This is a genomic window from Streptomyces ziwulingensis, from assembly GCF_039542605.1.
In the GTDB taxonomy this organism is placed as follows: domain Bacteria; phylum Actinomycetota; class Actinomycetes; order Streptomycetales; family Streptomycetaceae; genus Streptomyces; species Streptomyces ziwulingensis.
Window position 1 is genome coordinate 52,696 of sequence record NZ_BAABIG010000033.1, and the last position, 12,876, is coordinate 65,571.

10 protein-coding genes and 1 pseudogene are annotated in these 12,876 nt (G+C 71.4%); 5 read left to right on the forward strand and 6 right to left on the reverse strand.

Annotated elements, in window-relative coordinates; all coding sequences use genetic code 11:
* Nucleotides 1-2,730 precede the first annotated feature (2,730 nt).
* Nucleotides 2,731-2,991 carry a hypothetical protein gene (locus tag ABEB00_RS17665; RefSeq protein WP_345620707.1) on the forward strand — a complete coding sequence of 87 codons (261 nt, stop codon included), beginning with the start codon at nucleotides 2,731-2,733 and terminating at the stop codon, nucleotides 2,989-2,991.
* Between the two features lie 554 nt (nucleotides 2,992-3,545).
* On the opposite strand, the gene ABEB00_RS17670 is transcribed toward ABEB00_RS17665, so the two are convergent.
* Both ABEB00_RS17670 and ABEB00_RS17675 read right to left on the reverse strand, forming a co-directional pair.
* A complete protein-coding gene (locus ABEB00_RS17670) occupies nucleotides 3,546-3,977 on the reverse strand; it encodes a hypothetical protein (protein WP_345620708.1) in 432 nt (143 codons plus the stop codon).
* Nucleotides 3,978-4,006: 29 nt separating this feature from the next.
* A complete protein-coding gene (locus ABEB00_RS17675) occupies nucleotides 4,007-4,357 on the reverse strand; it encodes a DoxX family protein (protein WP_345620709.1) in 351 nt (116 codons plus the stop codon).
* A gap of 111 nt (nucleotides 4,358-4,468) precedes the next feature.
* Here ABEB00_RS17675 and ABEB00_RS17680 point away from each other — a divergent pair, with 111 nt between their 5' ends.
* Together ABEB00_RS17680 and ABEB00_RS17685 are read left to right on the forward strand one after the other, a co-directional pair.
* Nucleotides 4,469-4,858: a winged helix-turn-helix transcriptional regulator gene (locus ABEB00_RS17680; protein ID WP_345620710.1), complete on the forward strand. Its 390-nt coding sequence runs from the start codon at nucleotides 4,469-4,471 to the stop codon at nucleotides 4,856-4,858.
* Nucleotides 4,859-5,282: 424 nt separating this feature from the next.
* Nucleotides 5,283-5,651, forward strand: coding sequence for a hypothetical protein (locus ABEB00_RS17685; protein WP_345620711.1), 369 nt, complete (start codon nucleotides 5,283-5,285; stop codon nucleotides 5,649-5,651).
* Nucleotides 5,652-5,855: 204 nt separating this feature from the next.
* Here the strand turns inward: ABEB00_RS17685 and ABEB00_RS17690 are convergent, their stop codons facing one another.
* Both ABEB00_RS17690 and ABEB00_RS17695 read right to left on the reverse strand, forming a co-directional pair.
* Nucleotides 5,856-6,404, reverse strand: a complete 549-nt coding sequence (locus ABEB00_RS17690) for a hypothetical protein (RefSeq protein ID WP_345620713.1) — start codon at nucleotides 6,402-6,404, stop codon at nucleotides 5,856-5,858.
* Between the two features lie 63 nt (nucleotides 6,405-6,467).
* Nucleotides 6,468-8,060, reverse strand: coding sequence for a GMC family oxidoreductase (locus ABEB00_RS17695; protein WP_345620714.1), 1,593 nt, complete (start codon nucleotides 8,058-8,060; stop codon nucleotides 6,468-6,470).
* Between the two features lie 1,020 nt (nucleotides 8,061-9,080).
* Here ABEB00_RS17695 and ABEB00_RS36075 point away from each other — a divergent pair.
* A pseudogene (locus ABEB00_RS36075) lies at nucleotides 9,081-9,272 on the forward strand (Rrf2 family transcriptional regulator); the annotation flags it as partial.
* A gap of 397 nt (nucleotides 9,273-9,669) precedes the next feature.
* Nucleotides 9,670-12,030, forward strand: coding sequence for a GH92 family glycosyl hydrolase (locus ABEB00_RS17705; RefSeq protein ID WP_345620716.1), 2,361 nt, complete (start codon nucleotides 9,670-9,672; stop codon nucleotides 12,028-12,030).
* 97 nt (nucleotides 12,031-12,127) lie between these two features.
* Here the strand turns inward: ABEB00_RS17705 and ABEB00_RS17710 are convergent, their stop codons facing one another.
* Together ABEB00_RS17710 and ABEB00_RS17715 are read right to left on the reverse strand one after the other, a co-directional pair.
* Complete coding sequence (locus ABEB00_RS17710; RefSeq protein WP_345620717.1) at nucleotides 12,128-12,352, reverse strand: hypothetical protein; 225 nt, start codon at nucleotides 12,350-12,352, stop codon at nucleotides 12,128-12,130.
* A gap of 203 nt (nucleotides 12,353-12,555) precedes the next feature.
* A complete protein-coding gene (locus tag ABEB00_RS17715) occupies nucleotides 12,556-12,858 on the reverse strand; it encodes a hypothetical protein (protein WP_345620718.1) in 303 nt (100 codons plus the stop codon).
* Between the last annotated feature and the right edge of the window lie 18 nt (nucleotides 12,859-12,876).

The window sequence follows — 12,876 nt, forward strand, 5'->3', positions numbered from 1 at the left end:
TTCGGTAGGACACCCGCACCCTCGCCGCCCGGCCCCGGCGGATCGGCACCCAGAGCGTCCCGTGCGTCACCCTCGTCGGCGCCCGGACGCGGGGAGTCGTCCAACGGGCGCGGGGCCGGTGCGGTGCCGTCGGAGGCGGGTCGTCCGGACGGCTCCGGGGTCCGCACGGTCCGGGTGGCCGGCGGCGGGGTCTCGGCACGCGGCCCTGTCGCGGTCTCCGGGCGGGCTCCGGCGGGCGTTTCCGCCTGTGGCCCGGCCGGGGATTCCGTCCGTGTCCCGGCTGACGTGCCCGGTCTGACGGGCACGGCCTCCGTACGCGGAGCGACGGCCTCCGCGCCGGGCCGGGGGCCGGGTGCGGTCGTGTCGCCGGTACGGGACGGTACCGGTCCCCCGTCCACGGCAGCCGCACCCGTCCGCACGGCAGCCGCGCCCGACCGCACGGCGCTGCCCGGCGCGGCGCCGCCCTCCGGCCCCGGCGCCCCGTCCCGCACCGGGCCCGTGCCGGTGACCACTCGGGGAGAGGACTCCGGACGGCCACCGGGAACGGAGGACGCGGCGGCATCAGCGGCCGTACGGCCACCCGTGCCATGCGCCGTCGTGGTCTGCGCACGACTCCCCGCTCCCGGTGCCATCGCAGTCTCCGCACGACTCCCCGCTCCCGGTGCCATCGCAGTCTCCGCACGACTCCCCGCTCCCGGTGCCATCGCAGTCTCCGCACGACTCCCCGCTCCCGGTGCCATCGCAGTCTCCGCACGACTCCCCGCTCCCGGTGCCATCGCAGTCTCCGCACGACTCCCCGCTCCCGGTGCCATCGCAGTCTCCGCACGACTCCCCGCTCCCGGTGCCATCGCAGTCTCCGCACGACTCCCCGCTCCCGGTGCCATCGCAGTCTCCGCACGACTCCCCGCTCCCGGTGCCATCGCAGTCTCCGCACGACTCCCCGCTCCCGGTGCCATCGCAGTCTCCGCACGACTCCCCGCTCCCGGTGCCATCGCAGTCTCCGCACGACTCCCCGCTCCCGGTGCCATCGCAGTCTCCGCACGACTCCCCGCTCCCGGTGCCGTCGTGGTCTCCGCACGGACGACGGGTGCCGGACCCGGCTCGCCCACGCCGGGTCGCACGGGCGCCGGGGTGGAGGTGACGCGGGGCGCGGCGGTGGAGGTGGACGCCGTGAGGTCCGCACGGGTGGGGGCGGGAGTCGACGCGCCGTCCGAACGGCCGGAGGCCGGCGTCACGTCCGCACGTCCCGCGGGCGTCGGCGCGCTGATGGCCGGGGTCCGGGCCGAGCCTGTGCTCCCGGGGGCAGTCGGATCGGTCCGCCCGGCGGTGACCGGTGCCCCGGTCTCCACCGTCCTGCCGGGAACGGCGGCCGGCAGGACAGTGGTGCCCTCGTCGACGGGCCCCACGGTCCGCGCGGGCATCGCCGGGGTGGTCTGCGGCGCGGTGCCGCCGGGTACCGCGTCCGCGCCCCGGTCCGGCAGGGGCGTCGGGCCGGACGTGCCGGGGCCGCTGGTCCTGGCCGCAGCGCTCTCCGCCCCGTTCCCGGAACCGCCCGCCTCGGCAGACCTGACCGGGACCCCGGCCCCACCGCCCCCTGAGCCGCCCGCCTCGGCGGCCCTCCCCCGGACGGCGGCCGGGCCGGAGGTCTCCGTCGTGGCGGTTCCGCCGGGACGGGTCGTACCCGCCGCCCCGGGCGACTCCGCACCGCCTCGGCCGGCCGGCCGGACCACCGCCCCGGCAACCTCCGGCTCCGCGCCGCCCGGGCGCGGTCCCGTACCCGTACTCCCGGCCCCGCTCCCTGTCCTCCCCACGGTCGCCGGTGGCACCGTGCCCGGAGCCTCGGGCAAGCCACCCCCCGGGTTCGTCCGGACCGCGCCGCCCACCGGAACCCCCGCGAGCGGCGTCGACTCGAAACCCGGCAGACCCGTCCGCGCAGGCCGGGGACCCGACACCGTCCCCTCATCCACCACGGCCGCGGGCCGGACCGTACCCTGTTCCGCGACAGCGGGCCCACGCTCGGCCAGCGCGGCGGGTGCCGCGTCACCGGACTCCGGGCCGGCTCCGCCCCGTGTTCCCGCGCCCGGCGCAGCCGGTTCGTGCGCCGTGCCGGAAACCCTGCCCGTTCCGCCCGGTGTGCCGGGGACGGACGCGGCGGCCCCCGCCGAAGCCCTCTCCGGCACACCCGACCCGCCGGACCCACGGGACCCGCCAGGCTGCCCGCTCACCGTCGGCACCGTGCCGCCCGGCGACGCGTCCTCGGCGCCCTTCCCCGCAGACACCACCGGCGAATCCGCGACCGACCCGCCCTTCGGGCCACCCGCACCCGTGAAATCCGCCTCCTGCGGCAAGGACTTCACCAGATCCGCCACCCCGGCGGCGGGATCGTTCCCACCCTGCCGACGCCCCCCGCCGAACCCCGGCGCGCCCAGCGCCGCACCCGCCGCACCGCCCAGGAACGCCAGCCCCGGGTCCACCGACCCACCCGTCGCCGCACCGGCCGCGACACCACCGGCCACACCCGCCGCGCCACCGATCACCGTCCGCCCGATCAACGTGCCGGACGCACGCGGGGCCACCACCCGGCCCAGGCCGGACAGCGCACCGAACGCAGCACCGCCGATGGCACCACCGATCGCCATGTCCGCGATGGCCTTGGGATCGAGCTCCTTGCGATGTCCCTGAAGGATCTCGATCGCCTGGAGCAACGTCTCCAGCCCGGTCATGACACCCGTGCCCACCGCCGCCGACATCAGCAGCCGCTTCATGATCGCCATGATGATCTGGCGCACGCCCGTGATCAGCGCGGGCACGGCGGCCATACCGAACAGCGTGTTCATCAGGAAGGCGAGTTCCACCAGCATCCAGGACAGCATCGCGATGACCAGATTGGTGGCGTGCTCGACCTGGAGAGCGAAGTCGTCGCTCATCGTCTCCAGGTTCGCCGCGGCCTGCGCCAGCGCCGGCAGCGTGCTGTTGAGCTGCCGCATGTAGTCACCGAACGCCTCCGCGGGCTGCCCGTTGACATGCCCCTGCACCTGGGAGTTGACAGCGTTGATCTCACCGACCATGCCCACGACCTCACGGCCCAGCTCGGCCCAGATCTGCCCTTGGCGGCGCAACCCGTCGGGGTCCGCCTCCGGCAGCTCGGTCCCGGTGAGGTAGGCCGCCCAACGCAACGGCTCGGGTACCTCGGCCACTAGCGACGACCTCCGCTGCCCTTGCCGCCGCCCCAGGGGGTGCGCGGACGCGGCATCGCACGCGTCGCGCCCCGGTCGGCGGCGTCGACGAGAGGAACCATGAGGGGGCCGCCGCGACTTCCGCGTGGCAACGCACCGGACCGCGCCGGCTGTGTGCGAGAGGTCGCCCATGGTTTCGCGATCTGCTCGCCGAGCAGCGTGGACACCCGGTTCCTCCTCTCGCGTGCCGACCCGACGGGTCCTTGGAATGACGGTGGTGTACACGGCTTGTGCAGCCGCACTTCATCCAATGAACACCAGGGAACGGCGGCAAGAAGCCGCAGGTCTCCATCCTTGCCCAGGCGCACGTCACAGTTGTCCGAACAGACGTCGGCCCGGCCGCAAGGTCCTCTGCGTGAGGCGAGCGACGGCGCTGCCCCGGACGTACGGCGCGGAGCGCCGCGGGTGCTCGGCGACCGGGACCGGCAGCACGCGCTCCAGCGGGGCGTCAGCGTCGTAGAGGTCCTTGAAGCCCCTCAGGGCGTCCAGCAGCGTGCCCCCTTTGCCCAGCGGCTCGGCGGCGATCGCCGTGTCGCCAACCTCGCCCGCCGCATCAACACCAACGAGATCACCACCGAGGGCACCGGAGAGCGAAGGAAGAGCGGCACAGCGGTCGGCGCGGCACAGACCGAGGACGACTCCGAACGGCATGTCAGACGATTTCCGCCGTGGACACCGGCCGATGACCAGCGCGCGCATCTCTCGCGACCCTCCAGCCAGTTCCGTGACCAGCGGCTTCACGATGCACACCACTCCGTAGTCCGGAACGGTCAGAGTGTGGCGGCGCGCAGTGCGATCAGGGCGAGAGCGATGAGGGTGAGAACGATCGCCGGGGGTGTGCCCCTGTGGTCACCGACGCGCAGGTGGGAGGCGACCGCGCCGGCAAAGTAGAGCGTCAGGCCGACGGCCGCGGCGATCCCGAGCGGTCCCCACCAGACGCCGATGACGAGGCCCACCGCGCCGGACACCTGAGCGGCGGCCAGGAACAGCAGCATGCCCTCAGGGACGCCGAGGGTGGCCATCTGGCCGGTGATGTGTTGCGTACGCAGGGACTTGGCGCCGGCCGACACGACCAGCACCGTCGACATGAGGATGGCGACGACAACATATGCAGTGAACATGGCAATACCTCTGCTGTGCATCGGACCGGAGCGCATGAGACATCCGGTGGAACCCGTCGGGCACTGACGACAGTAGGCAGCCGTTAGGTACCTGAAGGTAACCTTCGGCTCATGACCTTTCGTCCCGGCAACGTCTTCCTCGCCGACTGTCCCGCCCTCCTGGCCATCGAACTCCTCGCCAGCAAGTGGGCCGTGGTCACGCTCTTCGCGTTGACCGACGGCCCCTTGCGCCATGGTGAGCTGGTCGAGCTGAGCGGCGGCATCTCGCGCAAAGTACTGACCCAGACGCTGCGCCGGCTGCAGGACAACGGGCTCGTCGAGCGGCGCGCGTACGCCGAGGCGCCACCGCGCGTGGAGTACAGCCTGACCGAGCTCGGGCGCACCCTGGAGGAGCCCATCAGGATGCTCACCGCCTGGGCCAGGGAGCACGGTGAGACGATCGCCGATCTTCAGGAGGCAGCCGGGAGGAAGAAGACATCCGAAGGACAGACCGCACAGTGACCGCCCGACCCGGAAGTCCCCGGAGGTTGACCGAACTGCTGGGGCGCCGGGGGATTCCTCGCTCGCCCTGGGCGAACTGCAGGACTGCGCCACGCACGACCCCGCCGGACTCGGCCTCCAGCCCTGCACCGACCTCCGCGCATGGCCCACCGTCCAGACCGGCGCCGACTTCCCGCCGCCCAAGGACACCGTCCAGCACGACGGCCGAGGACGACCCGTCCCGGAACTTGTCACTCGTCACTCGTCACTCGTCACTCGTCAGTGACACCGCCGCGCGTCTCGCCTACGTCGCGGTCACCCGCGCCCGCCACCACTGCGCCCCCGCCCGGCCTGTGCGCCGGCGGTACGGCCGGTTTACGTCTGGGCGCGGACGGGCGGGACGAGGAAGCTGGCCGGAACACCATCCGCAGCACGCGAGGAGTGCATGGTGAGACGTCCCCTGCGCGGCGCCGTAACCATTGGAGTCGCGGGCACCGTGGTGAGCCTGGCGCTCACCGGCACGCCAGCTCAGGCGGCTCAGGCCGCGACGACGGCCCACTGCCCGACGTCCACCTCCATCGCGTTCCTGCCCGCCGGCACCGGCTACCTGTTCCCCAACCTCTTCGCCTCCGTGAGCGCCTGCGGTTTCGTCGATGGCGGGGCGCCGTACCACTTCACCGTGGACCAGGCCATGTCGAGTGTGCAGACGCCTTCGGGCCTGAGGAACTACACCCTCTACAACGTGGCCATCACCTGCACCACGGTGACGGCCAACGCAGACGCCCTGATAGCGACAGGCTGTCAGCCGGGCTGACGGACCGGAGCATCCACAAGAACGCTGGGAGAAGGGTCTGGCCGCCCGGGCGGACTCCACCGACGAGATCGACCGGACGGTCCCCTCACCCTCTTGCTGGGCCACATCGCAGTCCACCCGGCACCTCTGCACCGGGGGCGTTGTGCGTCGGCGCCGCTCCCAAAGCCTTGGCGGCACCCCCATCACGCGCATCGAGCGCACCTGTCACCGGTCGAAGTGGGCCCGTGGTTCGACGACGCAGTGATCGATCTCGTCCACGCGTCCTGTACTGGCAACGGGCACGCGGTAGGTCGCGGTGTCCTTCGCCGGCGCCGACACCTGATCGACGGTGTCGATCAGGGTGAAGCCGGTTCTGTCCTTGAAGCTGATCCGTACGGTGAAGAGGCCCTCGCGTCCGTTCGGATTGCGAACCTCGACGGTGGCGTAGGGGTCGTCCATGCTGGCGCAGTGCTTGAGGACGGCGGTGCCGTCCTTCATCGGCGCCGCGGTGTCGCCGGAGGAGGAAGCTGTAGGGGTGGAACGGTGAGCGGACCCCGAATGGTCCGTACCGCCGCCGCTGTCACTGGTACTCGTTGCCGAGCCGTGGCCACTCGCCGGCTCGCTGTCGTACGTGCTCGGCGTTGATGAAGTGCCGTGATCCTGACTGGCGCTGCTGCAACCGCCCCCGCTCTCGCGGTCTCGACTGCTGCTCCCGTCGCCATGGCTGGACGAGAACCCGGTCAGAGCCAGCACGATCATCGCCGACACCGTCACGAATCTGAGTCTGCGTCCCCCCATGTACATGTCGCCACTCTATCCAGGGCTGTCACCGGGCCGTCATACGCCGATGAACGAAGCCGCCCGCTCAGCCACCATGATCGTCGGCGCCTGTGTGTTACCGCGTGGGATGGACGGCATGACCGAGGCATCAGCCACGCTGAGCCGGTCGACGCCACGGATCGCCAGCCGCTCATCCGCGGGGAGGTCCTTGTCCTGTCCGATGCGTACTGTTCCGGTCGGATGCCACTGCGTCTGGACATTCGCGCGGATCCAGTCGTCGATCTCCGGTCCGGCCGCGTCCGCGGGCGGGAACAGTCGCTCGCCGACGATTGCGTCGAGCGCGCGGGCGCGCGTCAACTCCTGTATCCGAAGCACCCCTTGGCGCAGCCGGGGGAGATCTCGTGGATCGCTGAGGTAACCGGGGTCGACGACCGGCCCGTCCGTGATGTCGGCCGAGGACAACCGGACCGTCCCCCGGCTGTGCGGGGTGAGGAGGGCGATCGTGGCCGTCGCGGCCGGACGGGACAGCGGCCGCATCCGGCCGTCGAGGCCGAGCAGGTAGAAAAGTGCCTGAACACTGGGTGCCGGACCGTCCCCGGGAAGTGGGAGCATCGCGCCGACCGTGGCGAAGCCGGCGAGTGGCCCGCGCCGCGACAGCCGGTAGGCACGCACCGAGGCTTCGTCGTGAGCGTCCAGGTAGGTGCGACCGGACGTGATCGCCCACACCGCGGGCACCATGGGATGGTCCTGCAGGCCCTGACCGACCTGCGGGCTGTCCACGACCACCTCGATGCCGTGCTCGCGCAGATGGCGGGCCGGCCCGATGCCGGAGAGCATCAGCAACTGGGGTGTGCGCAGCGCTCCGGCGGTGAGCACCACCCGCTCCTCGGCCCGTACCACCTGCCCGCTCTCAAGGACGACACCGACCGCCCGGTGCTGCTCGATCAGTATCCGGGCCACTCGGACCCCGAGTGCGATGTGCAGGTTGTCGCGGGTGGCCGCGGGCTTCAGGTATCCGTCCACGACGCTGTGGCGCGCACCGTCGCGGATGTTGACCGGCACGGTTCCGATGCCGGTGCGGTGCTCCCCGTTGAAGTCACGGGTCACCGGCAATCCGGCCTCCTCCCCGGCGGCGATGAGGGCAAGGTGCGACGGCTCCAGATCGCGTGGCGCGTCGATGACCATCGGTCCCCCGGCACCGTGGAACCGGTCCGGGCCGCCCGCGTGATCCTCGATCTGCCGGAACACCGGCTGGACGTCGTCCCAGTCCCAGCCGGACGCTCCGGAACGCGCCCAGGCCCTGTAGTCCTCCGGGTGACCGTGAAACCAGGCGAGCAGGTTCACGGAGCTGCTGCCGCCGAGACCACTGCCGGTGGCAAGCGTGATCGTGCGGCCGTCGAGCGCGCGCTGCGGTGCCGTCGTGGCGGCATGGAGATTGTCCGGGCCGAGGGCCGCGAACGCGTCACCGGGCGTCGAACTCGCCTCCGTGGGCAGCGCCGAACCTGCTTCGAGCAGCAGCACTCGCCGGCTGCGACGCTGGGACAGCCGGCTCGCGACGACCGAGCCGGCGCTGCCGGCCCCCACGACGATGACGTCGACCTGCTCGGGGAGTTGGTCCTCGGTGACCAGTAGGTCAAGGCGGAGCGACATGAAGAGTCCCTTTCGAGCAGGAGAAGTAACGAGAGTCCTGCCGTTGGCTCGTGGTGGTGAGCATGATCGCTCGTGCCCGCTCCGGCCGGGCGTAAGCGTCTCCGAGCGCCGACTTCGCGGCCTTGCGACAGCGCGAGCACAGCCAAGGTAGTCACTTCGTGCGGCAGGCAACCTGGCGGTGATCGAAGCTGACGGCCAGGCTGCGGCCATGGCCATGGGCCTCCTTGACCATGCGGTCACGGCGTGTTCGGGTTTCGCCGGTTTGCAGGCGAAATCCGGACCGGAGAACTGTGCAGGCACGGATCACCGCACTTCACGGGAGGTCCGCAGGGCCGGTGATGGACCTCTTCGAACACGGGGATTACACACCCGGTGGTGGCGTACGGCAGGCATGTGGGCGCGGTGGCGTACTACAGGGTGGTCGGCAGCGAGTCCACCGGCTGGGAGATGGCTTGCGGGATGCAGGCGGGAGCGGTGCGGCCCGCATGGGCACAGGGTCCGAGCAGGAACCGGGCGAGCCGGGCAGCAGAGGCCTCACGCTCGCGGGATGCGCGCCGTAGGTACGGTGCCGGTCGCTGGTGCAGAGCAGCGTACTGTCCTTCATCAGATCCATGTCCCGGTCCCAAACGCCGTCAGGCTCGATGTCGGCTACGGCGTCACGGACGTCTTGGCCCTCCTGCGGGGAAAGAACGCTCGCGAGGGCTTCCGCGGCGGCCTGGGCCTCGGGCCGGCCGGCGGACTCGAAGCTGCCGCCCCGGGCGTGGGACGCGCGTTCTCCCTCCGCCTTCTGCTCCGCCTTCTGGAAAGCCACCTCTATGGCCCGGCGCGGTCGGCGGTCGGCGGTCGGCGGTCGGCGGTCGGCGGTCGGCGGTCGGCGGTCGGCGAGTCGCCGGGACTTCTCCCGGCACACACCGAGGAGCCCGTCGAGGTGTACTCCGTGCTCAAAGAACGTGCACCTGGTCGGGTGGACTCCCACACCCGGCCGGGGCCTCGGCCGGGTAAGTTCACCGGCGGTTCCGAATGGCGCGCGCCCCAGCACGAGCAGGTGAAACCGAGATCACCGGCCATGACCTGGAACTTGAGCGCTGGGTCGCCGCCTCCGAGCAGATCGCGGCCGGCGCGCACACCGACCCCGTGGTGATCAGGCGGCTGCTCGACGAACTGCGCGAGGCCGGGCTCGTGGGGTCCCGGTGGGGCGTGGGCGCGGGCTGGCCGGCCGACGCGCGGGCTGGGGTCGATGGCATTGCTCGACGAGCCTGACAGCCAGTCATACCGAAGACCGTTCCGGTCGCCCCTCGTCCGACACCCGACGCTCCTCCTCTCCCGCCGCGACCCGGAGGGCACGTCCCCGCTCCGCCCTCCCGGCCCTGACACCGCCCACCGCCCACCGCGCGCCTGCTGCCTCCCGGGTCGGCCACCCGCGGGCCCCGGGTCGAGCCGGGAGACACGGCAAGCGCGAGGGCGTGGTGGTGGAAAGCCGTTCGGGTGAGGAGCGAGCGCCTGCTCCGCTCCCCAGCTTCCCGAAGGCGAAGCATTGACGGATCCGGGCCAACGGGACGAAGATCGACGGGCAGCACTTTTGACAACGTTGTCGAACGAGAGGATCGCGATGAGAGCGCTGAGACGCGCGTTCACCGCCGCTTTGGTCGTCACCACCGTGGCCACCGTCTCCGCCACCTCCGGCGTCGCGAACGCCAAGGAGCGGGAGCCGGTGTTCGCCGCGGATCCCACCACGCTGGTCGACACCTCGATCGGCAACAACGGTGACGGGACCACCTTCCCCGGCGCGGCGGCTCCGTTCGGCATGGTGCAGCTCAGTCCCGACACCCAACTGAACAAGTACGCCTCCTACGACTACGCACAGGACACCATCCTCGGCTTCAGCCACACCCACCTCTCGGGTGTCGGCTGCCAGACGATGGGCAACATCCGCTTCATGCCGACCACCGGCGCGGTCACGTCGTCCGATCCCGCGCAGTACGGGGCGAAGTTCAGCCACGACAACGAGACCCGCTCGCCGGGCTACTACGGGGTGAAGTTCGACAACGGCATCGAGGCCGAGTTGTCGGCGACCGAACGGACCGGCCAGCACCGCTACACCTATCCCGAGGGATCGGGCCGGGAGAACGTGCTCATCGAGGCCGGTGAGAGCAATGGCAGCACCTATGCCGGCGACATCAAGGTGGTCGGCGACGACACCGTCGAAGGCTGGGTCCAGGGAGGCAACTTCTGCGGGGAGACCGGCAAGGAGCGCTACCGGGTCTTCTTCAGCGCCAAGTTCGACCGGCCGTTCTCGGCGTTCGGGACCTGGAGCGACGACACCCTCACCGCAAACCGGCGCACAGCATCGCGCGGCGCCGAGCGCGCCGGTGCCTGGCTGACGTTCGACGAGGCCGAGGGCGACCAGGTCGGCGCCTCCGTGGGACTCTCCTACACCTCGGCCGACGGGGCGCGCCTCAACCGCCGGACCGAGCAGCCGAGATCGTTCGACAAGGCACGGTCCGGAGCGCACGGCGCCTGGCGGAACGAGCTGAACCGGATGCGCGTGGCCGGTGGCAGCAGGGCCGACCAGCGCACCTACTACAGCGCGCTCTACCACTCGCTGCTGCACCCGTCGATCGGGTCCGACGTGGACAACCGTTACCGCGGTTTCGACGACAAGGTGCACCGCGCGGACTCGACGTACTACCAGATGTTCTCGCTGTGGGACACCTACCGTTCGCAGAACCAACTGGTGGCACTGCTCAACCCGGACAAGGCCACCGACATGGCCAAGTCGGTGCTGCGGGTCTACGAGGACGGGGGCTGGCTGCCTCGCTGGGGGCTCGGCAACGGTGAGACCAACGTGATGAGCGGCGACCCCGTCACCCCGTGGGTCGTCGACCTCCACAACCGCGGTCTGCTGGACGACCGCACCTCGCGCAAGCTGTTCGCGGCGCTGTGGAAGAACGCCAACGAGGTCCCCGAGGACCAGTCCGTCTTCCGCGGCCGGGACGGCAACCCGACGTACGTGGAGAACGGCTGGGTCGGTTACCAGGACCTGCCCGGGTACAAGTTCGGCGACAGCCGCCAGGCGGGGTCGGCGACGCTCGAGTACGCCCTCGGTGACTGCGCGCTGTCCACGATGGCCGACGACCTCGGTTACGAGGACAAGGCCGCGACGCTCGCCTCGCGCTGTGACAACTTCGCCGAGCTGTGGGACCCGAGCGTCACCTCGCAGGGCTTCACCGGCTTCCCCGTGGCGAAGAACGCCGACGGCACCGTCGCCGGCGACCCGGACCCCACTGCGTCCGGCGCCTTCCACGAGGGCACGGCGTGGCAGTACCAGTGGCTCGCCCAGCAGGACCCGCGGACTCTCTACGACCTGATGGGCGGACCGGACGCCGCCGAGCGGCGGCTCGACAAGTTCTTCGACCTGCCGACCGTGCTCTCCGATCCGGCGAAGGCGGCCTCGGACTCGTGGGTCACCGGCGCCTACGACTACCACAACAACTTCGCCTTCAATCCCAACAACGAGCCCGACTTCCACGCCCCGTGGATGTACACGTGGACCGGCTCGCCGTGGAAGACCTCGGCGGTGCTGCGGGCGATGCGGACGCTCTTCACCGACGACGCCTACGGCATGCCCGGCAACGACGATCTCGGCGCCACCTCCTCGCTGCTCGTCTTCGCGATGGCCGGCATCTTCGAGGCGCAGCCCGGATCGGCCGACTACATCATCACCGCGCCGATGTTCGAGAAGGTGGAGATCAGGCCGGAGCACGGGCGCACGGTCCGGATCGAGGCGCCGGGCGCCGACGCCTCGGCGCTGCAGTACGTGTCCTCCGTGCGCACGGACCGGGGCAGGACGAGCCAGAGCTGGCTCTCCCACAAGGACCTGCTCCGCTCCGGCACCATCAGGATCAAGCTGTCGGACCGGCCGACCGGTTGGGGCGTCGGTGCCGCCCCGCCCGCTCTGGCCCACGACTGAGGCTCAGGGCGCGGAGCGCCCGGCCCGGCCTTCCGGGCCGGGCCGGGCGCTCCGCGCCCCCTGATGAGAGGGAGTTTCGGGCTGCCGCCCGGACCGGCTACACCTCACCGGTGGCGAACAGTTCCAGATGCCCGCACGCGGGGCAGCGGAAGGCCTCGATCTGCCGTCGGGGCCGGCCCATCCGCTTGGCTCCACCGAGGAGCCCTCGCTCCAACGCGCCCTCGATCCAGCGCGCGTAGCCGCGCGAGTGCTCGCCGGCGTCCTCGATGAAACCCTCCATCAGGCCGACGTTGCCGCAGTGGGTGCACGTGTGATCGTTCATGCCCTGAGTGTAGGAAGCGCTATGGCCCTTGGGGGAACGGGCCCGGCCGGCGGGGCCCGGCCGTCGGAGCAGAGACGCGAGGGTGTGTGGACCCAGTTGCGGATCAGCGACGACCGGGCCGAGCCGGGGAACCTGAAGTGGCCCTCGTACAGGCACTTCGCCCGGCTTATGCGTCTCCTCGGTTCGCTGGGACCGCGGATCCGTCAGTGGGTCCGCAGCCCCGCGTGCCGGGGTGTCGCCGTCCTGCGCGGCGCGGCATGGTGTGCGGGGCGGCGGGGTCCGGTCCTGTCCAGGCGCCGGGCCCAGAGGGAGGCCGTGAGCAGCAGGCCGACGAAGACGGCCAGAAGCAGCGCGGAGGCCCACATCTGCCCGCTGCCCGGGGACTCCAGTCCGGTCCAGGCCGTCGACACCGTCCACAGGGCGATGCCCGCCGCGTAGAAGGTGCGGGTCCGGCGGAGCTGACGCGCGGCCTGCGGGGGCGTGAGGTGATCGTTCTTCGGTGCCATGCCGGGTCGTGTACCCGT